Origin of the sequence: Halorussus gelatinilyticus, from assembly GCF_023238445.1 — an archaeon.
GTDB lineage: Archaea > Halobacteriota > Halobacteria > Halobacteriales > Haladaptataceae > Halorussus > Halorussus gelatinilyticus.
The window spans coordinates 2372880-2395841 of record NZ_CP096658.1 but is presented as its reverse complement, the minus strand read 5'-3'; the positions used below and the strand labels follow the sequence as shown (position 1 = coordinate 2395841).

The 22962-nt window shown below is 67.5% G+C and carries 26 protein-coding genes; 16 read left to right on the top strand and 10 right to left on the bottom strand.

All coding sequences use genetic code 11. The features are described from left to right. Positions 1–82: 82 nt before the first annotated feature. Both M0R88_RS12320 and M0R88_RS12315 read right to left on the bottom strand, forming a co-directional pair. Entirely contained in the window at positions 83–844 is a 762-nt protein-coding gene (locus M0R88_RS12320) for a tRNA (adenine-N1)-methyltransferase (RefSeq protein ID WP_248653803.1), read from the bottom strand. Next, positions 841–1242 carry a nascent polypeptide-associated complex protein gene (locus tag M0R88_RS12315; protein WP_248653802.1) on the bottom strand — a complete coding sequence of 134 codons (402 nt, stop codon included), beginning with the start codon at positions 1240–1242 and terminating at the stop codon, positions 841–843. Before M0R88_RS12315 ends, M0R88_RS12320 begins: the two co-directional genes overlap by 4 nt. A 193-nt stretch (positions 1243–1435) precedes the next feature. Here M0R88_RS12315 and M0R88_RS12310 point away from each other — a divergent pair, with 193 nt between their 5' ends. Further along, a complete protein-coding gene (locus tag M0R88_RS12310; protein WP_248653801.1) occupies positions 1436–2386 on the top strand; it encodes a COG1361 S-layer family protein in 951 nt (316 codons plus the stop codon). Between the two features lie 95 nt (positions 2387–2481). On the opposite strand, the gene M0R88_RS12305 is transcribed toward M0R88_RS12310, so the two are convergent. Beyond that, a complete protein-coding gene (locus M0R88_RS12305; RefSeq protein ID WP_248653800.1) occupies positions 2482–2958 on the bottom strand; it encodes a PUA domain-containing protein in 477 nt (158 codons plus the stop codon). A 168-nt stretch (positions 2959–3126) separates the two neighbouring features. Here M0R88_RS12305 and M0R88_RS12300 point away from each other — a divergent pair, with 168 nt between their 5' ends. Continuing rightward, positions 3127–3297 (top strand): hypothetical protein, encoded by a 171-nt coding sequence (locus tag M0R88_RS12300; RefSeq protein WP_248653799.1) that lies wholly within the window; start codon positions 3127–3129, stop codon positions 3295–3297. Positions 3298–3333: 36 nt separating this feature from the next. On the opposite strand, the gene M0R88_RS12295 is transcribed toward M0R88_RS12300, so the two are convergent. From M0R88_RS12295 to M0R88_RS12285, 3 genes are all read right to left on the bottom strand, one after another. Continuing rightward, the gene (locus tag M0R88_RS12295) at positions 3334–3831 is read right to left on the bottom strand and encodes a LabA-like NYN domain-containing protein (protein ID WP_135851697.1); all 498 of its coding nucleotides are present in this window, start codon (positions 3829–3831) and stop codon (positions 3334–3336) included. Between the two features lie 89 nt (positions 3832–3920). Beyond that, positions 3921–4616: a metallophosphoesterase family protein gene (locus M0R88_RS12290; RefSeq protein ID WP_248656703.1), complete on the bottom strand. Its 696-nt coding sequence runs from the start codon at positions 4614–4616 to the stop codon at positions 3921–3923. Positions 4617–4657: 41 nt separating this feature from the next. Further along, positions 4658–5299, bottom strand: a complete 642-nt coding sequence (locus M0R88_RS12285) for a metallophosphoesterase family protein (RefSeq protein ID WP_248653798.1) — start codon at positions 5297–5299, stop codon at positions 4658–4660. Between the two features lie 173 nt (positions 5300–5472). Between M0R88_RS12285 and M0R88_RS12280 the strand changes: the two genes are divergently transcribed. The 3 genes from M0R88_RS12280 to M0R88_RS12270 are packed head-to-tail and all read left to right on the top strand — an operon-like array spanning position 5473 to position 7641. After that, positions 5473–6534, top strand: a complete 1062-nt coding sequence (locus tag M0R88_RS12280; RefSeq protein WP_248653797.1) for a hypothetical protein — start codon at positions 5473–5475, stop codon at positions 6532–6534. A 51-nt stretch (positions 6535–6585) separates the two neighbouring features. Next, entirely contained in the window at positions 6586–7164 is a 579-nt protein-coding gene (locus M0R88_RS12275; RefSeq protein WP_248653796.1) for a hypothetical protein, read from the top strand. Beyond that, positions 7165–7641: a hypothetical protein gene (locus tag M0R88_RS12270; protein ID WP_248653795.1), complete on the top strand. Its 477-nt coding sequence runs from the start codon at positions 7165–7167 to the stop codon at positions 7639–7641. Positions 7642–7675: 34 nt separating this feature from the next. Here M0R88_RS12270 and M0R88_RS12265 read toward each other — a convergent pair whose 3' ends face one another. Beyond that, positions 7676–8020: a DUF8070 family membrane protein gene (locus M0R88_RS12265; protein WP_248653794.1), complete on the bottom strand. Its 345-nt coding sequence runs from the start codon at positions 8018–8020 to the stop codon at positions 7676–7678. A 289-nt stretch (positions 8021–8309) separates the two neighbouring features. Between M0R88_RS12265 and dapA the strand changes: the two genes are divergently transcribed. From dapA to M0R88_RS12230, 7 genes are all read left to right on the top strand, one after another. Then, positions 8310–9218: a 4-hydroxy-tetrahydrodipicolinate synthase gene (gene dapA, locus M0R88_RS12260; RefSeq protein ID WP_248653793.1), complete on the top strand. Its 909-nt coding sequence runs from the start codon at positions 8310–8312 to the stop codon at positions 9216–9218. Then, entirely contained in the window at positions 9215–10072 is an 858-nt protein-coding gene (gene dapB, locus M0R88_RS12255; protein WP_248653792.1) for a 4-hydroxy-tetrahydrodipicolinate reductase, read from the top strand. The genes dapA and dapB overlap by 4 nt, the downstream gene beginning before the upstream one ends. Continuing rightward, positions 10069–10905 (top strand): 2,3,4,5-tetrahydropyridine-2,6-dicarboxylate N-succinyltransferase, encoded by an 837-nt coding sequence (locus tag M0R88_RS12250; protein ID WP_248653791.1) that lies wholly within the window; start codon positions 10069–10071, stop codon positions 10903–10905. Before dapB ends, M0R88_RS12250 begins: the two co-directional genes overlap by 4 nt. Further along, the gene (lysA, locus tag M0R88_RS12245) at positions 10902–12170 is read left to right on the top strand and encodes a diaminopimelate decarboxylase (protein WP_248653790.1); all 1269 of its coding nucleotides are present in this window, start codon (positions 10902–10904) and stop codon (positions 12168–12170) included. The genes M0R88_RS12250 and lysA overlap by 4 nt, the downstream gene beginning before the upstream one ends. After that, entirely contained in the window at positions 12167–13078 is a 912-nt protein-coding gene (dapF, locus tag M0R88_RS12240; RefSeq protein ID WP_248653789.1) for a diaminopimelate epimerase, read from the top strand. Before lysA ends, dapF begins: the two co-directional genes overlap by 4 nt. Before the next feature lie 25 nt (positions 13079–13103). Beyond that, positions 13104–14237 (top strand): M20 family metallopeptidase, encoded by a 1134-nt coding sequence (locus M0R88_RS12235; protein ID WP_248653788.1) that lies wholly within the window; start codon positions 13104–13106, stop codon positions 14235–14237. 211 nt (positions 14238–14448) lie between these two features. Further along, positions 14449–15486 (top strand): hypothetical protein, encoded by a 1038-nt coding sequence (locus tag M0R88_RS12230; RefSeq protein WP_248653787.1) that lies wholly within the window; start codon positions 14449–14451, stop codon positions 15484–15486. A gap of 24 nt (positions 15487–15510) precedes the next feature. On the opposite strand, the gene M0R88_RS12225 is transcribed toward M0R88_RS12230, so the two are convergent. Both M0R88_RS12225 and purB read right to left on the bottom strand, forming a co-directional pair. Further along, positions 15511–15951: a DUF7979 domain-containing protein gene (locus M0R88_RS12225; protein ID WP_248653786.1), complete on the bottom strand. Its 441-nt coding sequence runs from the start codon at positions 15949–15951 to the stop codon at positions 15511–15513. A gap of 543 nt (positions 15952–16494) precedes the next feature. Then, the gene (gene purB, locus M0R88_RS12220; RefSeq protein ID WP_248653785.1) at positions 16495–17880 is read right to left on the bottom strand and encodes an adenylosuccinate lyase; all 1386 of its coding nucleotides are present in this window, start codon (positions 17878–17880) and stop codon (positions 16495–16497) included. Positions 17881–18047: 167 nt separating this feature from the next. On the opposite strand from purB, the gene purH reads away from it, so the two are divergent. Beyond that, positions 18048–19673 (top strand): bifunctional phosphoribosylaminoimidazolecarboxamide formyltransferase/IMP cyclohydrolase, encoded by a 1626-nt coding sequence (gene purH, locus M0R88_RS12215; protein WP_248653784.1) that lies wholly within the window; start codon positions 18048–18050, stop codon positions 19671–19673. Positions 19674–19846: 173 nt separating this feature from the next. Here purH and M0R88_RS12210 read toward each other — a convergent pair whose 3' ends face one another. Then, on the bottom strand, positions 19847–20800 hold the full coding sequence (locus M0R88_RS12210) for a phytoene/squalene synthase family protein (RefSeq protein ID WP_248653783.1): 954 nt from the start codon (positions 20798–20800) through the stop codon (positions 19847–19849). A 187-nt stretch (positions 20801–20987) separates the two neighbouring features. Between M0R88_RS12210 and M0R88_RS12205 the strand changes: the two genes are divergently transcribed. From M0R88_RS12205 to M0R88_RS12195, 3 genes are all read left to right on the top strand, one after another. Next, positions 20988–21308, top strand: a complete 321-nt coding sequence (locus M0R88_RS12205; RefSeq protein WP_248653782.1) for a hypothetical protein — start codon at positions 20988–20990, stop codon at positions 21306–21308. Between the two features lie 69 nt (positions 21309–21377). Next, the gene (locus tag M0R88_RS12200; protein ID WP_248653781.1) at positions 21378–22169 is read left to right on the top strand and encodes a sugar phosphate isomerase/epimerase family protein; all 792 of its coding nucleotides are present in this window, start codon (positions 21378–21380) and stop codon (positions 22167–22169) included. A gap of 48 nt (positions 22170–22217) precedes the next feature. Beyond that, a complete protein-coding gene (locus tag M0R88_RS12195) occupies positions 22218–22928 on the top strand; it encodes an MSCRAMM family adhesin SdrC (protein ID WP_248653780.1) in 711 nt (236 codons plus the stop codon). Positions 22929–22962 lie beyond the last annotated feature (34 nt).

Here is a 22962-nt window from a genome sequence, read left to right as displayed (position 1 = left end):
GAGTGGCTTCGCGCCGCGACGCTCGGCCTACCGCAGAACAGGGAGCGATTGAGCGGGCGGCCCCGGAGAGCGACCGCCGTCGCTACGGTCGTCGCGCGAAGGCCAGATAGCCCGTGTGCCCGACGCCCGCGGTCGAGGGCCGCGAGCCTCGGTCGTCGAAGTCCATCCGGCGCTGGATGGTCTCGAACGTCTCGACGTCGGCGAGACCGACCTCGCGGGCCGCCTCCACGACCTCGCGGGTCGATTCCACGAACGGGGAGTACACAGCGACGTAGCCGCCGCGGGCCAGCAGGTCGGGCGCACGAGCGACGACCTCGGGCGCGTCCTCGGTGTCGAGGGTCAGCACGTCGAACTCGCCGAGGTCGCCGTCGTCTGCGGCCGACTCCGACTCGTCGCCCGCGGCGGTCAGTTCCTCGGTCAGGTCGCCGGTACGGACCTCGACCGACTCGCCCACGTCGGCGAGTTCCATGTTCTCGCGCGCGACCTCGGCGAAGTCGGGGTCGCGCTCGTAGGTGGTCACGTCCGCGCCCATCCGACCGAGGTACGCCGAGAGGACGCCCGTTCCGGTCCCGGCGTCCAGCACGCGGTCGCCCGCCGCCACGCCGGTGTGGCCGACGATGAGACCCACGTCGCGGGGCATCATCGGCGCGCCGGTGCGCTCGAAGTGGTTGAACAGGTCGGGACCGCGGAGTCGCCGGACCTCGAACGGTTCGCCGAGATGGGTCTCCAGCGTCTGGCCGGGTTCAACGTCCTCGGGCACGTCTAAAACCCCGAGGTCGGTCTGCAGTTCCTCGCCCGGTTCCCGAAGGTACTCCCGGTCGCCGTGGACCAACAGGACCGTCACTCTAAGCGCTCGACCGCGGCCGCGAGGTCGCCGTCGGTCGCTTCGAGCGCCTCGCGCGCCTCGTCCTCGCTCGCGCCGGTCCGCATGGCGACGATTTCGACGTCGTCGTCGGGAATCTCGCTCCCGGAACTTCCGGCGCTCCCGTCGTCGTCGCCGGATTCGACCGCGCTGGCCTCGCCCGCGTCGCGGGTCTCGGGTTCGCCGACGACCTGATACGTCTCTTGGCCGCGGGCGTCCATCACGGTGATGTCCGGGTTGTCGAAGACCAACTGCTCGCCGTCGCTCTTCGTGATGACGACTTCCTCGGCGTCGAGTTCGTCCACGTCGATACCCATCTGCTTCATCATCTGTTGCATCTTGCGGGGGTCGAGTCCGCCGCCGCCTCCTCCTCCAAACATACTCGACTCGTCGGAGCGTGGAGAAATAAGGTTGGCGGACCGCCACCGACGATAGCCGGGTCGAAAGTTCGCGGCCGGTCACTCGGGGGCAGGCCGGCCACCTGCGGTCGAGCAGGCCCCGGCCGAGTCGGTGCGACGCACCGGGGTTCGAGTCACCGACAGCTTTCTCATCTCGCCCGTCGAGAGAGCGGGTATGACCCGAGGATGGGTCGCGCTCGCAATCGCGGTTTGCCTCGTCGCCGGTCTCGCCGCGGTCCCGTCCGCGGGCCTTCGAGACGAGCGCGCCGCGCAGGACGGGACGGTCGTCGGGCGGCCGAACTTCCGCCTCGTCGTCCCGAACGACACGGTCGCGACGGGCGGGACGGCAACGTTCTCGGCGGTGTTGGTCAACGACGCCCGCGTCCTCCGGGGCGGCGCGCCCCGCGAGGAGGCCCGCGTCACGACCGCCTACAACGTCTCGATTCGGCCCGGAACCGAACGCCTCCCCGAGCGCCTCGCGGACGAGTTGACCTTCCTGACCGGTCGGGTTCCGTTGGGGACGGTTCCGTCGGGCGTCTCGGACCCCATCGAGTTCCGGGTCGCGGTCGGACAACTTCCGCCCGGCACGTATCGGGTCCCCTTCGAGGTGACTTACTCGTACGCCGCCACCGTCCAACGGAATCGGACCGTGACGCTCCGGACCAGAACCGACGTGGTGAACGCCTCGCTGGTCGTCCGACCCGCGCCGCGACTCCGAATCGAGACGCCCGCCAACCAGTCGCTCGCGCCGGGCGAGAGCGAGTCGGTCTCGTTCGCGGTGACGAACGCGGGCACAGAGGCGGCTACCGAGGTCGGCCTGACGCTCGCGGTGGACAACGGGTCGGTGTACCTCGGGACGCCGCTCGACCACCGGGCGCGGGTCGGCTTCTACATCCCGGCGCTCGGACCCGGCGAGACCGAGAGGGTTACGGTCCGGATGGGGGCCGACGACGCGACCGCACCCGGCACCTACCTCGTCTCCGGGGAGGCGACCTACCGCGATACGCTGGGCGACGTCCACGAGGCGGAGTGGCTGGCGACCGGAATCGCGGTCGATGGCGGCAGTAACGCGAGCGCGGTCAGTGACGGAGGCAACGCGAGCGCGATTGGTGACGGAGGTACGTGAGTGAGGTCGGTGGCGAAGCTGGCGAGGATGGAGGAGGACGGGGTGGTGAGGATAGAGGATGGCGCGGATGATGGAGCCACCGCCAGCGCGCTCGGCTACTCCTCGGCACCCTCGCGGACCATCACGGCCATCCCGGTGTCGAAGTCGGTCATCGCGTCCGCCGAGAGTTCGGCGCGGCCGACCCCCAGAATCGTGCCGTCCTCGTGGACGATTGCCACCTCGTCGTCGGGTCGGACCGCCGGGCCGACCGCGGCGACGAACTTCGCGAAGACGTTCTTGCCGTCGCGGACGAACGGTTCACTCTCGTCGCCGACGACGACCCGGCCGGCCGGCGCGTCGAGCGCGACCGCGACCCGGCGACCGCCCTCCAGTCCGAGAGTGAATCGCCCGTCGGTGCCGTAGGTCACGAGTCGCCCCGAATCGGCGACGACCTGCTGTGGCCGCCCGGACGACGACCGCTTGACGTCGAGGTCCTCGTCCTCGGGGAACAGCGCCGCGCCGACCCCCGCCCCGAACTGGTAGTCGGCCGTCGTCCGGAGTCCCGGGAGGTCGTCGGTCTGGCTCGTACTCATCGGCCGCGAGTTGGCGTGCCGCGGCGAAAAGGCTTCGTTCTCGGCGGCGTCTCCGTGTGTATTGGTGACTTCAGACACAATTTAGCAGAATAACATAACGATTAATCACCATCTCCTCCGGCGGTTACGGTTTAATTTATAATCTTGGAGCGACTACCTCCGCTTACCATGAAAGCAAACCTCGGTCTCGCGCTCGTCATCGTGGCCGGCGCAGTCGTCTTCGCCGTCGCGACCACCCAGACGTTCACGACCTACCTCCTGTCGGCCGTCGCGGTCCTCGTCATGGCGGCGGGGGCGCTCCTCAGCGGCACCGCCGACGAAGACGGCCGTCCGGTCTGAGAGCGGTCGAAACGCGGCGCGATTTTTACGACGGCTTCAGAGCAGGAAGGTGTCCGGCCGCTCGGACATGTCGATAAAGGCGTCTGCGGCCTCGGTGAGTTCTTCGGACGTCGATTCCGCGAAACTCGTGACCTCCGTCCGGACGCCCTCGTGGCGGAGATGCGAGCAGAGCCGCGAGAAGTCGCCGTCGCCCGTACAGAGGATGACCGTATCGACGTGGTTGGCCAGCGTCACCGCGTCCAGACTCATGCCCACGTCCCAGTCGGCCTTCTTCGACCCGTCGCCGAACGTCTTGAGTTCCTTTATCTTCGTCTCGAATCCGATGTCCCCCAACGCCTCGAAGAACCGCTCCTCGTCGGGGCTGTCGGCCTGAATGACGTAGGCGATAGCCCGCGTCAGTTCGCGGTCCTGCACCGACTTCTCCAACAGCGCCGAGTAGTCGATGTTCCGACTGTAGACGCTTTGAGCAGTATGATAGAGGTTTTGAGCGTCCGCGAGAACGGCGACCCGCTGATGCGGGTGAATTTCCGTCATAGCGCATGCTTGGTACGCCCGACGGTATAAAGGTGGTTGGCTGGCAGTCGCTCGTTCGCGGTCGAACGGAGGCGTTCGCCGCGAATCGGTCACTCGGTCGGCGTCGCCCGGTCGGAGAGTTCGAGCGTCTCGGGGTCGAGTTCGTAGTACCGTTCCCACGCGGGCGCGAGGCTCACGGCTCGCGTGTCGCCGTAGGTCGCTTCGACGTGGCGCTCGTGGTGGCCGACTAGACAGAGGTCCGGTTCCAGCGCGTCCAGCAGTTCGTCGATTCGCTCGCACCCGGCGTCGTAGCCGTAGTAGACGAGACCGTGCGGCGCTTCGTGGGTGAGCAACACGTCCACGTCCTCGACCCGCTTCAGGCGTGCGACGTCCTCGCGGACGAAGTGGCGGCGGCGCTCGCCCGTGAGGTCCGCGCGGGCCTCGTCGTACTTGGTCGGCGCGTAGTTGCCCGACAGGCCCGCCACGCGCAGGCCCTCGACTTCGGCGACCGAACTGGCGAGGAGGGTGGCGTTCCGGACCGTCGCGCCCGCCGACGAGTCGGCGGGCGCTAGGCCTTCGCCATGCACTGAATCTTCGGCGGGCGCTGAGTCCTCGCCGCGGCGGAGCGCGTCGATGACGTCGAAGTCCTCGTTGTTGCCCGCGACGAAGTAGGTCGGAGTCGGCAGGTCGTAGTGGAGCAGGTCGCCGGTCTGGAGGGCGACGTCAGCGTCGCTCTCGCGGTAGGCCGCGAGGAGCGCGCGGCGGCGGTCCGGGTCGTCGGCGTGGGCGTCTCCGAGGACGAGTATCGCCGGAGTGTCGGCGCGACCGGAGGTAAGGGCTGTGGCTTCTACGCCGGCGGCGTCGGGTGCGACGTGAGTTCCAGCGTTCCGGGGTCGAGTTCGTAGTACCGCTTTTCGACCGACGCGATGCTGACGACTCTGGTGTCGCCGTAGGTCGTCTCGGCGTGCTGGTGGTGGTGGCCGACCAGACAGAGGCGCGGTTCGACCGCTTCGACGAGTTCGTCGATGTACCGACAGCCGACCTCGTAGTCCTCCGAGACCGGCAGGCCGTGGGGCGCTTCGTGGGTGAGCAACACGTCCACGTCGTCGGCCTCCTTGACCGCTTCCACGTCCCCGCGGACGAAGTGGCGGCGGCGCTCGCCTTGGAGGTTCGGCCGCGGTCGTTCGTACTGGGTCGGCGCGTAGTTGCCCGACAGGCCCGCCACGCGCAGGCCCTCGACTTCGACCGGTTCGTCGCCCAGCAGGACGGCGTTGCAGACGTCGGAACTCTCGACGCGGCCGTGACGGAGCGCGTCGATGACGTCGAAGTCCTCGTTGTTACCGGCGATGAAGTATGTCGGAATCGGCAGGTCGTAGTAGAGTAAGTCGCCCAACTGCAACGCCACGTCGGCGTCGGCCTCCCGATAGGCGGCGAACAGCGCGCGCCTATTGTCGGGGTCGTCGGCGTGGGCGTCTCCGAGAACGAGCATTAATCACCGCTTCGGCCGTCAGAAAGATAAAACCCACTCTCGAAGGTTCGGCGTGGAGAGCGCGACCCGCGCCGTGACTGCGTCTGTCGAGGTCGGAGCAGTCTAAAGTCACCGGCCGGACACCGTAATATAAATAGGCCGAGTAGCGTATTCACTGACGAACGCAGAGAATCGTGCCAGACACAGAAGACGATTCCGGCGGTGACGGTCCCCCTCCGCGCTTCGACTGTCCGAGTTGTACGGACTACGAGGCCGAATACGGCCTCAACTTCACCGACTTGGAACCCCTGTCGTACCGCCCGGAGTTCTGCGAGGAGGTCGGCGAACGGGTGGAGTACCGAACGCTGTCGTTCGACCAGGAGTGTCGTCTCCTCGGCGCGCTCGGCGACGTTCACGGGGCCGATAACGTCTGTGCGGTTCTCGACCCCCATTACCGGTGGAAGGTGTCTTCGCACCCGAAACACGGGTATCCTCAGCGTCACGAACTCCTCTTCAAGCAGACGTTCGGCGTCGAGTGTGAGGTTCGCGGCGAGGACCCACCGACCCACCGAACGGACCCCGACCACCGAGCGGTCGCCGGGGACCTCTACTGTGTCACGCAGGCGTTTCTCGACCGGACGGAGGGACCGGAGGTGACCGTCTACCGCGGACTCTCCCGTCACGCTCCCCACCTGATCGCTCGGACGCTCCGGGCCGAAGCGCAACCGAGCTACGAGGTGCCCGCGAGCGTACTGAAGAACTTCACGACCTCCGAGGCGTTCACGTCGTACTACAGCCCGCTCGTGTTTCGAGTTCGCCTCTCTCGGACCGCCGTCGCCATCGCCGCCGACCACCTCGCCAAGTACCGCGAAGGCGGGAGTCCGGCGGAGCGCGACGCCGAGTATCGCGTCTTCGGCGACGAAATCGGGGACGCGTCCTGCGACGACATCTACGTCCTCGCCGACGAGAACCGAACGCCGCTGTTCGATTTCTTCGCCGACAAAACGTCTTACACGAGAGCAGAACATCGCTGCTACGTCGATGCGATACGACACTTGGCGGCTAACGACGAGCGGGTCACGGACGCCCCCGGCTACTCCCGAATCGCGGACTGGTACAGCACGCTCGTCGCGGACGAGTACGAGTTCGCGGAGGCCATCGAGGAAATCGTGAACTACGTCGTCGGGCGAACGAACGACCCACCGAGCGACTGGAGAGCGGACGTGACGGCGAAGTTCGGGGAGAACACGATTTGAACAAAACCTATAAGACTGTGGCAGGGAAATATAACCACAAGAGACCCACTTATGTCCGACGAGAGTCTCTCCATCACGGTCGACCTCAGTGACGAGGACGAAGAGTGGGTTCGATACGCGCGAAACCGAAAGCGACCCGCTTCGGAGATCGACAGCGACGACCGGACGCTCGAAGCCGACACGAGACGGAAGCTCCGGCAGGCGGTGTACGACTATCTCGAAGCGCTCGACAACGATATTCTCGACGTGGACAAGCGATTCGCGCTCCACGACGAACAGCTGTTGGGCGAGTTAGCGAGTCTCGTGGTCCGACGCGCGCGAAACGTCGAAGCGATTCGCGAGAGCGTCCGAGAGCGACTCCGCTCGGACGAAGACGTTTCGGCGTTCGACCTCCCCGAGCGGACTCGGGAGGCGACGGCGGCGTATCTCGTCGAGGAGGCGGTCGGAAAGGCAGAAATCCGAAGTCTGGCCGACCTCCTGTTGGAGAAGGAGCGAGCGGTCCTCGACACGAATGAGTTCGACACCGATACTCCCCGGACGGAAACCAGTTGGGTTTCGGACAGAGTGTGGACGAGGCGACGAGACGAGCCGGTCGCGGAGAACCGAACCCGACTGAACAGCAGGGGATAGATGAGGCCGACCGAGTACCACATCACGGACTTGGACCTCTTTCTCTCCGAAATCTCGCCGGGACAGACCCGACCTGCGCGAACGAAGTTCGGCATCTCCTACGGGAGCAATCCGCGGTACGAAGCCGACATCGGAGCGTTCGTGACGCCCTTCGAACTCGAAGTGCGACTGTACGAGAGCAACGTCCCCGAGGCCCAAATCGAGGAGTCCGACGAGCCGACCGGGACCATCGAGTGCCAGTTCCTCGCAATCGTGGAGGGCGACGAGTCGGAGTTCGAATCGATTCTCGAACGGTGGAAACGCGACGGGTACGACGCGGTGTCCGCGGACTTTCGCTCTCACCTCGAAGAGGGAATAACCGACGAGGTCGTCGTACCGATAGCGGGTCTCCTGCGGCCCTCCTACCGGGGCCTGATTCCTCGCCTGCGCGCGGGCGACGCGCTCGCCGAATCGGCCGACGACGCAGACTTGAGTTGACGCGTCGTCACCGGTGGCGTCTCCGAGACGCGAATTAGACCGTGCTTCCGACGACCATCGCGGCGAAGTCGAAGACCAGCAGGCCGACCGCGTAGAAGAACAGCTTCAGGTCGGCGTCTATCGCGGTTGCGAACGCGTCGTCCTCGGTCGGGTCCGTGACGGTCCCCGAGAGCCCCGGCGAGTCGGCGTTCGCCATCGCAGTCCCCATCCGAACCGTGCCGGTGCCGCCCGCGACGAACAGCAACAGCAGGAGACCGAACACCAGCACCAGCAGTTGGAGCATCGACCAACCGGTCAGCGCGACGAGGAGGGCGGTTCCGCCGCCGTAGGCGACGGAGTAGCGGCCGCCGGAGCGTGCGATGAGTTCCCAATCGACCACGTTCGAACTCCCACCTAGGCGTAAATAAAGGTTTGCTGACGAGTGGTAGGTATCGCACTCGACGCAACAGTTAAGTTCCCGGCAATGAGTGTGTCGCACATGCACCCCGACGCCACCGCGGCCATCGACGCTCGCTCGGCCAGCGGCGGGTCGGTCGGTTTTTCGGGGCTGAAACGCACAAAACCCGGTTACTGATAGGTCCTTGGCGGCGTGGCGACCCGTCGCGGGCCACTTTCGTTCTGCACCAATCTCCGACCAGTTACCAGCGAACCAGTCCCGAACGCACCACATGACACGCACCGACGAACCCTTCAGCGGGGTCTACCCGGCGATGACGACCCCCTTCGACGCCGACGACGGTATCGACTTCGAACAGCTCCGAGCGGACGCCCGACGGCTCGCGGACGCGGGCGTGGACGGCCTGCTGGCGGTCGGCTCGACCGGCGAGAGCGCGACCCTGACCCACGACGAACACGTCGAGGTCGTGGACGCCGTCACCGATGCGGTTGACGTTCCCGTCATCGCGGGGTCCGGGAGCAACAACACCCGCGAGGCCCTCGAACTCTCCCGGCGCTCGGCCGACGCCGGGGCCGACGCCCTGCTCCTCATCTCGCCGTACTACAACAAGCCCGAACCCGAGGGGATGGAGCGCCACTACCGGACCGTCGCCGACGAGGTGGACGTGCCCCAAATCGTCTACAACGTGCCGTCGCGGACGGGCCGCAACGTCGCGGTCGAGACCGCGGTTTCGCTCGCGGAACACGAGAATATCCAGGGTTACAAGGCCGCCAGCGGCGACCTGAACCGCATCGGCGAGGTCATCGAGCGGACCCGCGACGAGGAGTTTTCGGTCCTCTCTGGCGACGACTTCCTCACCCTACCGATGCTCTCGCTCGGCGCGACGGGCACCATCAGCGTCTCGGCGAACGTCGAACCCGAGCGCACGTCCGCGTTGGTCGAGGCCGGGCTGTCGGGCGACTTCGCCGCGGCCCGCGAGGTCCACGAGGAGTTGGCTCCGCTCGTCCGCGCGCTCTTCTCGGAGACGAACCCGATTCCGGTCAAGGAGGCGATGGAGATTCGAGAGTACGGCCCGGCGCGCCTCCGTTCGCCGCTGAGTCGGCTCTCCGAGGAGCACCGCGCAGAACTTGCGGGTATCCTCGCCGAATTAGAGGGCGAACCGACTGGTGTACACCAATGAGTGTAGCGGACGACGGAGAATCGGCGAGCGTCTCGGTCGCGGTCACGGGCGCGACCGGCGAGATGGGTCGCGCGGTCGTCGACGCCGCCGCGGACCGTGCGGACGCGTCGGTCGCGTTCGCGGTCAACCGCGACCCCGAGGAGGGCGCGTCCGTCGAGGGAGTCCCCGTCGACCCGGCCCGCGAGTTCGACCGCCTGCTCGCCGAGCGCGAGCCCGACGTTCTGGTGGACTTCACCGGCCCGGCGAGCAGTCAGAACTACGTCGCGGTCGCCACCGAGGCCGGGGTCGCCAGCGTCGTCGGCACGACCGGGTTCGACGAGTCGGGCGAGGAGGCGCTCCGGGAGTGTTCGCGGTACGCGCCCGTCCTGAAGGCCTCGAACTTCGGCCGGGGCGTCCACGCCCTCCGCTCGGCGGTCGAGGCGGCGGTCGCCGACCTGCCGGGTTACGACGTGGAAGTGACCGAGACCCACCACAACCGAAAGCGAGACGCGCCGAGCGGCACCGCGAACGCGATTCTGGAGACCATCGAGGACGCGAGAGCGGCGGGCAGCGAGGAGTCCGGCGAGCGCGTCCACGGCCGCGAGGGCGAGGCCCCGCGCGAGGCGGGCGAAATCGGGGTCCACGCGCGCCGGGCCGGGACCATCACGGGCGAACACGAGGTCCTACTCGCCGGCAACCACGAGGAACTCCGGCTCACCCACCGGGCCGAGGACCGCGGCGTCTTCGCCGAGGGCGCGCTGGACGCCGCGGTCTGGCTGGCGGGCCGGGAACCGGGCTGGTACGACTTCGCGGACGTGATCGACGGCGCGGACGGCGAGACGAATTCGAGCAGCGAGAGAGGTGACGACCGATGAGTCTGGAATCCGACATCGACGACCTGTGGCATCGCTACGACGGCGGAACCCTCACCGCGGACTCGGCGGGCCGCGAGGAACTGGACGCGCTCGACGCGTTCCTGACCGCGCTGGAGACCGGCGAGGTCCGGGCCGCCGAACCCGACGGCGACGGCGACTGGCAATCTAACGAGTGGGTCAAGCGCGGCATCCTGCTCAACTTCGGTCTGCGCGAAATCGCCGGCCGGGAGTACGGTGACGTGACCTACCACGACGTGTTGCCCCTGCGCGAGACCGACGACCTGCCCGGCCGGGGCACCCGCAACACGCCCGACGGGACCGTCCTCCGGCGCGGGTCCTACGTCGGCGGCGACGCCATCATGATGAGTCCGAGTTTCGTGAACGTCGGCGCGTACGTCGGCGACGGGACCTTGGTGGACTCCTGCGACACGGTCGGGTCGTGCGCCCAAATCGGCGCGGACGTGAAGTTGGGCGCGAACACCCTGATAGGGGGCGTCCTCGAACCCGTCGAGGACGCGCCGGTCGTGGTCGAGGACGGCGCGTCGCTCGGCGCGGGCTGCCGCGTGACCTCCGGGTTCGTCGTCGGCGAGAACTCGGTGGTCGCCGAGAACACGCTTCTCACGCCCCGGATTCCGGTCTACGATCTGGTCGAGGAGGAGGTCCTCTACGGCCACTTGCCGCCCGAGCGCAGAGCGTTCACCCGGTTCGTGGAGTCGTCGGTCGGCGACCACGACCTGTTCGACGGCGGGGCGTACAAGCCCGCGGTCGTGGCGATGGACGTCGAGGAGACCACGATGGAAGCAGTAGAGCGCGAGGAGGCCCTGCGAGAATGAGCGGAGAGAGAGCGCCGACGGCGGAGAATCCGCCGGTGCGACGCCTCGCCGACTGGTCCCCGGAGCGCCTGCGCGAGTTGGCCGACGACCACGGCACGCCACTCTACGTCTTCGATCTGGACCGCGCCCGCCAGAACTACCGGCGGATGGCCGAGGCCTTCCCCGAGGCCGACGTCTACTACGCCGCGAAGGCCAACACCGCCCGACCGGTCCTGCAGGCGCTCGCCGACGAGGGCGCGGGCGTGGAGTGCGCGTCGGCCGGCGAGTTGGCGCGCGCGCTCGACGCCGGGGTGGACGGCTCGCACGTCCACTACACCGCGGTCAACCCGCCCGACAGAGACCTCGACGTGGCGGTTCGCCTCGCCGAGGAGCATCCCGGCGTGACGATTACGGTCGGGGCCGAGGACACCCTCGACCGACTCGCCGACCGGGGCTACGACGGCAGAATCTGCGTGCGGGTCAACCCCGGCGTCGGCGCGGGCCACCACGAGAAGGTGACGACCGGAGCCGACGCCAAGTTCGGCGTGCCCTACGAGCGGGCCGCCGACCTCGCGGAGTCTGCGGCCGGCGCGTTCGAGGTGGTCGGCATCCACGCCCACGCCGGAAGCGGTATCTCGGGCGAGGACCTCTCGGCCCACCGAGACCTCGTGGGACGGATGGGCGAGTTGGCCCGCGACGTCGAGGGGCGGGGCATCGACCTCGAATTCGTGGACGTGGGCGGCGGCTTCGGCGTGCCCTACTCGCCCGACGAGGATCCCCTCGATTTGGAGGCGGTGGCCGAGGCGACCCGCGAGGCGCTGGGCGAGACCGAGGCGACGCTGGCGGTCGAACCCGGCCGGTACCTCGTCGCGGACGCCGGCGTCCTGTTGACTTCGGCCAACACGGTCAAGGAGACGCCATCGGGCGTCGTGGTCGGGGTCGGCGCGGGGATGACCACCCTCGCGCGGCCCGCCATCTACGACGCCCACCACGAGATTCGGAACGTGGCTCCCGGCGCGGACGAGCGGCCGTCGCGCGAGGTGACGGTCGCCGGCCCGGTCTGCGAGAGCGGCGACTCGCTGGGCGACCACTGGCTCCCGGACCCCCAGCGCGGCGACCTTCTGGCGGTCGGCAACGCGGGAGCCTACGGCTACGAGATGGCGAGTCAGTACAACTCCCGTCCCCGCCCGGCGTCGGTCGTCTCGGACGGCGACGACGCCCGACTGGCGCGGCGACGCGAGACGATTGCGGACGTGACGGCGGTCGAACCGGAGGTAGACAGATGAGCATCGAATTCGAGAAGTTCCACGGCACCGGCAACGATTTCGTAGTAGTAGACGCGGACGAGTACGTCCCCGACCGGGGCGCGTTCGCCCGCGAAGTGTGCGACCGACGCGACGGCGTGCAGATGACAGACGGCGGCGTGACCGCCGAGCAGGGCGAAGACCCACCGTCCGTCGGCGCGGACGGCACCCTGTTTCTGGCGCTCGAACCCAAGTTCTCGCCGCCGCGCGCGGTGATGACGCTGGTCCAGCCCGACGGCTCGACCGCGGCGATGTGCGGCAACGGCGCGCGCTGCGCCGCGAAGTGGGCCGCCGAGCGCACGGGTGCCGACACCGTGATGCTCGACACGCAGGCCGGGACCCGCCGGGCCGAAATCGCCGACGACGAGGTGACCATCGAGATGGGCGCACCCTCGTTCGCGCCGAGCGACGTGCCGCTCGCCGAGGGGCGCGACGAACCGCTCGTGCGGGAGACCGTCGCGGGCGTCGAAGTGACCGCGGTGAACACGGGCGTCCCCCACGCCGTCGCGTTCGTCGAGGACGTGGACGAAGTGGACCTCGACGAACTCGCGCCGGCGATTCGCCACGCCGAGGTTTTCCCCGAAGGCGCGAACGTCAACGTCGCGTCGCGCCGGGACGACGGCCGACCCGCGTTCGACCAGCGGACCTACGAGCGCGGCGTCGAGGGCGAGACCCGCGCCTGCGGGACCGGTGCGGTCGCTATCGCCGCGGTCGCGCGACGACTCGGACGCGTCGAGACCGATGCCGAAGCGGTCGAGGTCTTCCCGCCGGGCGGTCGCCTCGGCGTGACGTTCCGCGGCGGGCGCGCGAGTCTGACCGGCCCGGTCGAACGCGAGTTCGAGGGAGAAATCGCCTCGACGCCCGAACCGTGGCGCGTCTCCGAGGCCTGAACCGAAGCCAGTCCGACGACTTCTCATGACATTCGACCCGATAGACTTCCTCGAAGATGCAGTACAGACGCCCTCTCACGAGGACGCGACCGAGATGCGCGAGTTGCTGGTCGAGACGCTCGAATCGGCGGACGGTGCGGACCGCGATTCCTGCCCGGACTCCGGTTCCGACCAGGACCCCGATGTTCGGGTCTCGGTGGACGACGCCGGGAACACGCTCGCGGTCCGCGACGCCGGGCGGGACGGCCCGCACGTCGTCCTGAACACGCACATCGACACCGTGCCGCCGCACGTCGAGTTCTCCCGCGACGGCGAGGTGATTCGCGGCCGAGGGTCCTGCGACGCGAAGGGACCGCTCGCGGCGATGCTCGCGGCGTTCCTCGGCGTCGAAGTCGAGCGCGGACGGCTGACACTGGCGGTCACGCCCGACGAGGAGACGGACTCGACCGGAGCGGCCGCCTTGGATTTCGACCCGGAACCCGACGCCGTTATCGTCGGCGAACCCACCGAACTCGACGTGTGCAACGCCGCGAAGGGGCGGTTTCAGGCGACGGTCACGGTCCGAGGCGCGAACGCCCACGCCGCGGAACCCGAGTCGGGCGTCAACGCGGTCCGGGCGGCCGGTGGCTTACTCTCGGCGCTCGACTCGTTCGACGACCGCGAGGACCGGCCAGACGCGAGCGACGCGCTCGGCGACTCGACGCTGACGCCGACGACCATCGAGGGCGGGACCGCGACGAATCAGGTGCCGGCGGAGTGTTCGTTCGTCGTGGACCGTCGGAGCGTCCCCCCGGAGACCGCCGAGGGGTTCCGCGACGCGCTGGCCGACCACCTCCGGGCGCACGCCCCGGCGGACGTCTCCGTCGAGGTGACGCTGGCCGAGCGCGACACGCCGTTTCTGGCGGCGTTCGAGACGCCGACCGACGCCGAACTGGTCCGGACGCTCCGGGAGTCGAGCGGCGGGACCGTCCGGCCGTTCGGTGCCGCGACCGAAGCGTCGTACTTCGCCTCCCTCGCGCCGACGGTCGTGTTCGGGCCGGGCGCGCTGGCCGACGACGAGGGCGCGGTGGCCCACGCGCCCCGCGAGTACGTCCGCGTCGCGGACGTCGAGCGCGCCGGCGAGGCTATCGAGGCGACGCTGGCGACGCTCCTCTCCTGAATCGGACGGCGGTCACGCTTCGGGGAGAAGTCGGTATACCGTCGTAAAGCATTTCTATAGCGTGTCTATAAGTCGATATTCCGTTTTCTCCTCCACTTCGTCACCGATGCGCCGCGCGAAGAGCGACCAATTTCGTCCGACTAGCACAATAGTTAACAACAATATACGTTATTAATTATAAGTTATTTAGGTGTGGAATATGCTCTGTCGCATGACAGACGATTCGTCTCACTCGACTCGCACCGACCGTCGAACGTTCCTGCGCGCGACCGGCGTCGCGTTGAGCGGCGCGGCAGTCGCCGCGAGCGGCGCGGCCGCTCGCGGGCCGCCGGAGAGCGACGCCCACGTCGCCAAAGCCGACTTCTCGAACGGCATCTCTGCCGACCGCATCGCCGAGATTCGCCGGTCGGCTCGCGCGGAGTACAACGCCCGCGGCGGCGACCTCGACGTAACGCCGGTCGTCTCGGACCCCATCCCCGAGGAGGGCACCGTCGTCGCGTACTCGTACAAGATCGACCCGAACGGGATTCCGCGCCAGTACACCGGCGTCGCGGGCGACGCAGGGTCGGCCGCGCGACTCCACGGGAAGGCCGTCGAGCGCGCCACCGCATTCGACCGCGTCTCGCCCCGCGACGGCGTCACCACCCAGAGCAGTTCGTGGGGCGACGTCCTCCACGACGAGGCCGACTTCTGCAAGGACCCCTACGGGTGCGTCACGAACAACGTCGATCTGAAGCAGTTGGACGGCGACGGCGACTCGTCGCAGGACGCCTACGCCGTCAAGCACTTCTTCGTGATGGAACCCGGCGTCCAGAAGTACGGCTCCGACTGGGTGAACGACGTGGGCGAACCGAAACACGACTGGAGCAAGAACGACATGGGCAACGCCGACCTGAACGAGTACGACCCGCTGGGCACCCACGACGGGAGCCAGAGCATCAACGTCACGGTCGGGACCAGCGGCGTGAACCTCGGCTGGAGCTACACCCAGCCGGCGGTCACGACCATCGACGAGTCGAGTCCGAGCGGCAACTACGCGACGTGGAACGAGGAGTTCAACACCAGCGACGCCCGCCAGAACACCAACGGCATGAAGCCCGGTAGCTCCTGTTGGGTCGATCAGGAAGCCACCGGGAGCGGCCAGTACGACCTGCTCGACGTCGTCTCGAAGGGGAACTTCTACAGCGGCGGGTGGGACTCCGACGACTACTATCTCAAGCACACCTTCAACGTGAAGGTGAACTACTGAGGTCCGACCCGGCGCGAGGCGGAATCAGCGGTGCGTCCACACTGCGGTCCGGTGGGGGAAGTGGTGTCGCCGGACCGCTTCGCTGACGACGGCGAGACCCGCGAGGGCCATCGCTATCGCGCCCATGCCGAACTCGGACCGCCAGTTGAAGAAGATGCGACGGGTGACGAGATACGTCTCGCCGCCGCGATTGACCGCCAGCTTCCCCTTCCTCTTGCGCGGCCCCGGCAGTCCGCTGGGGTCGCGGACGACGACTCGCTCGCCCGCTATTACTCGCTCGACGGTTCGCTGGTCGCTCGCCGACAGGTCGCCGTAGGAGACGACCGAGCGCGTGTTGTCCGGGAGTTCCTCGACGGTCCCGAGCGATTCGACTTCGTACTCGAACGCGCCGACGCCGACGACCATCGCGCCGGTCAGCAGGCAGATGCCTACCAAGAAGAGACCGAAGTGGAGGGTGTCGCTCATACTCGGAGGTGTATCGCAGTTTATAAATTCGTTTCGCCGGGATGACGGGTCGGGTTTCGTCCGCTCGACCCCCGGACCGGCGAGCGAAACGAGTGGGAGACTTTACTTCTCACCCAGCGAATCGACTCGGCGACCGCTCCGAGACGACGTGGTGTTCGAGGACTCCGATGCCGGTGACGAACGTCGTGTAGAGAAGCATAACTGTGTGGTTGATTACCGCACACTCCTTTAATTCGACGAAAAATTTCTATGGTTTGCTATCATCTAAGTACATCGTGGTGTCCCCTCAGCGGAAGAACATTGCTCAGTGGATACGGATTCTGTTCCTCCCTCTGTATATCCTAGGGATGACTGCGGTTGGGATATCGCAATTTCTCAGGAAATTCAACAACTCTGTGTTAAATGCTGTAGGAGTCGTCTTAGGCTATCTGGGTTATGGACTTTGTTGGCCTTCGACTTGGTTAGACGAGAAAAACTGGGCTCCCTAACCAGAAGGTACTCTGCTAAAATCCACGTTCGATTACTGTTCGATATAGAATACTCTTATTCGTAAGCATTTTCGACCATCTGCCCGGCGGCACCCGTGTACCCGGCGGGCGTCAGGTCGAGCAACTCCTCGCGCGTGTCCTCGTCCACGTCCAACTCCTCGAAGAGGTCCCGGAAGTCGTCCAAGGTCACGCGTCGGCCGCGCGTGAGGTCCTTGACGCGCTCGTAGGCGTCGGTGTGGCCCTCGCGTCTGAGGATGGTCTGGACCGCCTCGCCGATGATTTCGGGCGTCGATTCGAGGTCCTCGCGCATGACCTGCTCGTCGGGCACGACCTTGCCGAGTCCGGCCTGTAGCTTGACGTAGCCCAGCAGGCAGTAGGCGAACGCCGCGCCGATGTTTCGCTTGACGGTCGAGTCCGAGAGGTCGCGCTGGAGGCGCGAGGAGGTCACGTAGTCGCCGAGGAACACGAGGTCGGAGTTGGCCTTCGAGAGGTTGCCCTCGCTGTTCTCGAAGTCGATGGGGTTGACCTTGTGGGGCATGGTCGAGGAACCGGTCTCGCCCTCGGTTGCCTCCTGTCCGAGGTAGCGGTCGCTGACGTAGCGCCACGCGTCGCGGTCCAAGTCCAGCAGGACGTTGTTCGCGCCACGGAGGGCGTCGAACAGTTCGGCGAGGTCGTCGCAGGGGTTGACCTGCGTGGTCAGGGGAGCCTGTTCGAGTCCCAACCCCTCCACGAACTCCCGAGCGAACGCGGGCCAGTCCACGTCGGGGTAGGCCGCGACGTGGGCCGCGTAGGTGCCCGACGCGCCCGCCAGCTTGCCCTGAAGCCCGTCGCGGGCGTCCTTCACGCGACCGATGGCCCGGCCGAGTCTGGACGCGAACACCGCCATCTCCTTGCCGAAGGTGGTCGGGGTCGCGGGCTGGCCGTGGGTGCGCGCGAGCATCGGCACGTCTCGATGCTCGCGGGCGAGGTCGGCGAGCAGACCGCGGACCGACCGGAGGTTCGGCAGGAGGACGTTCTCGACCGCCCCCTTCACCAGCAGGCGGTGGGCGAGGTTGTTCACGTCCTCGCTGGTCAGCGCGAAGTGAATCCACGGGACGACGTGGGACAACGCCGGGTCGCCGACGCGTTCCCGAACGAAGTACTCGACGGCCTTCACGTCGTGGTTGGTCGCCGAGTAGTCGCCGTACCCCTCGGTCTCTATCTGCTTGACCAGTTCGGCGTCCGACTCGTCGAACTCCTCGTAGAGCGTCCGGAGGTACTCGCGGTGGTCGTCGCTCAGTTCCAGCGGCGTCGCGTCGAGGTCCGCCAGCGCGATCAGGTACTCGACTTCGACCTGCACGCGAGCGCGCATGAGCGCGGCCTCGCTCGCGTACTCGCGCAGGCCGTCGGTCCGACCGGCGTACCGACCGTCCAGCGGCGAGACGGCGTAGAGGGTGTTCATGTGGCAATCTGCCGGGGCGGGCGGCAAAAGCGTGTCGGTCCGACTCGTCACGGTCATGCATACAAGCGGAGAGATAGAGAGAAACGACGCCGGAAATATGCTCGTTCGTGTATATCTCGCGGGGCGAGACCGCAATGCCTTTTTCCTCCGCTGGCGGGGATTCGAACATGACTCGCATCGCTGGACTCGCCAGCAACCGCGGACGGAACCTGCTCCACATCGCCGACCGCACGCCCGGCGGCGCAGAACTGGGCGTCGTCCTGACCAACGACCCGGACGCGCCCGTGCTGGACGACGCCGAGAAGCGCGGGATTCCGACCGAAGTCGTCGCCCGCGAGGAGGGCGAGAGTCGGCGCGACCACGAGCAACGCGTCGTCGCCGCGCTCGCCGACTACGACTTCGAGTTGGTGTGTCTCGACGGCTACATGCGTATCCTCTCGGACGCCTTCCTCGACGAGATGCCCACGACGCTGAACGTCCACCCGTCGCTCCTGCCGTCGTTTCCCGGCACGGACGCCCACGAGCAGGTCCTCGACGCGGGCGTGAAGGCCACCGGCTGTACGGTCCACGTCGTCACCGACGCCACCGACGAGGAGGGGAACGTCGTGGAGAGCGAGGTGGACGGCGGTCCCATCGTCACCCAAGAGCCGGTGCCGGTCTACGAGGGCGACGACGAGAGCGACCTGAAAGAGCGCGTCCTCTACGAGGGCGAGTTCAAGGCCTACCCGCGGGCCGTCCGATGGTTCGCCGAGGGCCGACTCGACGTGGACGCCGAGGTGGGCGCGGTCCGCATCGAGGGCGACGATGACGGTCGGTTCCCGGTCCGAAAACTCGAATCCGCCGACCGGGTAGCCGACCTCCGGTACGGCGAGAATCCGCATCAGGACGCCGCGCTCTACGGCGACGCAACCTGCGAGGAGGCCAGCGTCGTGGACGCGCCCCAACGCAACGAGGGCGCGAAGGGGATGGGCTACAACAACTACAACGACGCCGACGCCGCGCTGAATCTGGTCAAGGAGTTCGACCGCCCCGCGGCCGCGGTCATCAAGCACACGAACCCGGCGGGGTGCGCGACGGCCGACACCCTCGCGGACGCCTACGAGGACGCGCTCGCTACCGACCCCAAGAGCGCGTTCGGCGGCATCGTCGCCCTGAACCGTGAGTGCGACGAGGCGACCGCCGAGCAGGTAACCGACTCGTTCAAGGAGGTCGTCGTCGCGCCGGGGTACACCGACGACGCGCTCGATACCCTGTTCGAGAAGGACAATCTCCGCGTTCTCGACGCGGGCGACGAGGCGGACTTCGGCGAAGTCACGGAGACGACCACCGAGAAGGACCTCGTGGGCGGCCGACTCGTCCAAGAGCGCGACCTGCAAGCCCCGACTCGCGAGGAACTGGAGGTCGTGACCGAGCGCGAACCCACCGAGGACCAGTACGAGAGCCTGCTGTTCGCGTGGCAGACCATCAAGCACGTCAAGTCCAACGCCATCCTGTTCGCCGACGGCACCGAGACGGTCGGCGTCGGCGCGGGGCAGGTCTCGCGGGTGGACGCCGTCGAGATAGCGAAGATGAAGGCCGAGAAGGACGCCGAGGGCAAGTCCGCCGCGGGCGCGGTCATGGCCAGCGACGCCTTCTTCCCCTTCCCGGACGCCATCGAGGCCGCCGCCGAGGCGGGCATCGAGGCCGTGATTCAGCCCGGCGGGTCGGTCAACGACGACGACGTCATCGAGGCCGCCGACGAACACGACATGGCGATGGTGTTCACCGGTCAGCGGTGCTTTAGACACGACTGAGCGTTAGCGAAGGAGTCGTCTAAAGCTCGGAAGACGCGGTTTGTCTTCCGGTGTCTCACCGAGCGGAGCGAGGTGAGGCTCGTCAGAGTTTGCCTCTGACGGTGTTTCCGGCACGACTGAGCGTGCGCTAAGCGGTCGTTCTCTCCGCTCGAAAGTCGGACGCCTCGGCCGAGTCAGTCGGCCTGCGGCGTCCAATCGTGTTGGTGGTTCGCGTGTCCACCCTCGGCCTTCGGGATGGCGCTGACCGCCCGAAACACCGTGACGGGGTCGCGGGACTTCTGCCAGTGCCAGCGCGTCTTCGCCCAGAGCCACGCCGCGCGGAACGCCCCCACCTCCGGGGGCGACGAGAACACGTCGTAGTCCAACGCCCGGATGAGGCGGTGATGCTCGGCGTAGAGTACCGCGGCGTACAGCACCGCAAACTGGCAGTCCTCGGGCAGATACTCGATGCCCGCGACGCCCTCGCGGTACTTTCGTTCGGCGCGTCGTAACTCGTCGGCCATCGCGGCCCGGAAACCGTCGGTCGGGTTGCAACGCCGAACGTCGGCCTCCGTGACGCCGTGGCGGTCGCGGGTGTCGCCGGGCAGGTAGATGCGGTCGTGGTCTTCGATATCCTCGCGCACGTCGCGCAGGAAGTTCGTCAACTGGAACGCCTCGCCGAGCGCGACCGCGTGCGGTTTCGCGCGCTCGGGGTGTTCGACGCCCATCACGGCCTGCATCATCACACCGACCGCGGCGGCCGACCCGCGCATGTACTCCGCCAGTTCGTCGTAGGACTCCCAGCGATTCTTCTCGATGTCCGAGAGCATCGCGTCGATGAAGATCTCGATCTCCTCGTCGGGAATCCCGCGTTCCTCGCTGACTTCCTGAAACGCCGCGAGAACGTCGTCGTCGGTCTCTTTTCGGCCCAGTGCCTCCGCTCGGAGTCGTTCGAGTCGCTCGCGTTGCTCCTCGGGCGGTGCGTCCGTCACGCCGTCTACGACCTCGTCCGCGACGCGGAAGAACGCGTAGAGGACGTAAGTCGGCTGGCGAATCCGCTTCGGGAGCAACCGCGTGGCGAAGTGGAAGGTTCTGCCGGTTCGCTGCTGAATCGTTTTGCTTCGTCGGAGTTGTTGGTCGGTGACCATTCTGTCTCCTGTGTTGTGCAGAGTCCGGCCGAATAGCAGCGGCCCGCAGCATCCTGTCTAGGGAATCGTCCGAGTTAATTCTTGGCGTCGGGAAAACCTGCGCGACCGACGGGAGTCGGCGGGCCTTTTTTGTCGCTGGAACGTAATTCGTGTTACCAAGCCGCTCACCGTCCGAACGACGATTTCCGTGACGAGTTCAGACTCTCCCACGACCGACGACGACGCTTCGACCGACGGCTCGTTCCCCACGGCGGCCGACGGCGACGCCGATGCCGACGCCAACACCGACGCCGACCGCGTAGCGGAGTTGGAGGCCACGGTCGCGGCGCTGACCGACCGAGTGGCGCAACTCGAACGCACGGTGGCGTGGATGGCCCGCCAGCAGGCCGCCGAGACGGGCAACAGCGTCTGTCCGGAGTGCAATACCGGCGGGGCGTTGGAAGTGTCGCGCTCGCCGACCGGCAAGGAGCAGGTGAAGTGCAGGAACTGCGGCGAGAAGATGAACTGACGGGACGACTGCCGCGGACGGGCGGCGCTCTCCCTCGCTTTGATGAGTCGCCGGTGAGTCGGTTGGTCTATGAACGTTCGACACGGCTTCCTCGTGGAGTGGCCTGCCGACCTCGACGCGGCGCTCGACGTGGCACTCGAACGCGACTTCGACTACGTCGAACTCAATATGGACTACGCGTTCGAGCGCGAACGAGTGGACGCCGCGTCCGTCCGCCGGGCGGCCGCCGAGCGCGACGTGGACCTGCTCGTCCACTTACCGTACCGACTCGCGGCGGCGTCGCCCCACGAACACGTCCGGGAGGGAGCAGTCCGGGAACTGGAGGCTACAATCGATGCGGCGGTCGAGTTGGGTGCCGAGAAGGGCGTCTTTCACGCGGTTTCGCTCGCCCACCCTGCGAAGTGGGACCGCGACGAGGTTCGAGCGCGAATCTACGAGTCGGTCCGACGAATCGACGAGTACGCCAGCGAACGAGGGTTCACTGCGTGCGTCGAGAACCTGAAGACCGACTTCCACGACGCGAGCGACTTCCCCGAACTGTTCGAGCGGACCGACGCGGTGGCGTGTCTGGACACCGGGCACGCGCACGTGACCGGCCAGTCGCTCACCGAACAGGCCGACCTGCTCAGGGAGTGGGGCGAGCGCGTCGCGCACGTCCACGTCAACGACACCCGGCGCGACGACGAGGACGAACACCTGCCGGTCGGTCTCGGCAAACTCGACTTCGGAGTGCTGGCCGACGCCATCCGTGAGACCGACTGGTCCGGTACCCTCACCCACGAGGTCGAGACGTTCGACTACGAGTACGCGGCGTGCGGCCGGGACCGACTCGTTCGCCTGCTCGACGCGAGCGCCGACTGACGGCCGACCGCCACCACGCCTTTTTACGTCGCTCCCGTCGTCTCGGACGTGAGTTCTTCCGACGCCGTCACCGAGACGCTAGACGAAGGGAGCAACGGATTCGCGGCGCGACTCGGGTCGCTCGCGGAGTCGGTCGGGCCGGCGCTGGCCCGGCAGGCAGAGTCGGGCAACCTCGCGGCCGCCTCCGGGGTCGTCTCGCTGGTCCGCGCCGGACGGACCTTCCTACGGGGCGACCGCAAGCGCGGCGTCGTGCAGGCGCTCGCCGGCCTGTTCTGGGTCGGGGTCGCGCTCGCACAGCGGCGGTCCGGCGGGTTCGGGGCGACCGGCGAGTCCGGGACGACCACCGGGCGCGACGAGTCCGACCTCTCGGAGGTCGCCACCACCTCGCCGGACGTGGAGGACGCGGTGGAACCGGGCGAGCGCGACGCGGACCACGCCACCGGCGAGGAGGTCGTGAACACCACCGACGCCGACGTCGAGGAGTCCGACACCGCGCCGGAAATCGAGAGCGACGCGGACGCCGCCGACGTGGACCAGCGCGACGTGACCGACGTGTCGGACGCGGTGGACGATGACGACGAGCACGAATCGGACGCGGACGACGGGTCCGAGTCCAAGAGCGACGAGTCCACCGGCGACGCCGAAGACGAGGCGGACCTCGGCGAGTCGTCGGAGACCGGCGACTCGTCGACGGGTGACGACGAGGACCCGACCGTGACCGACGACGCCGACGAGACGGCGGCAGAGAGCGACGACTGAGAACCGCCGGGCGAGACGGCCGAACCCGTCTGGC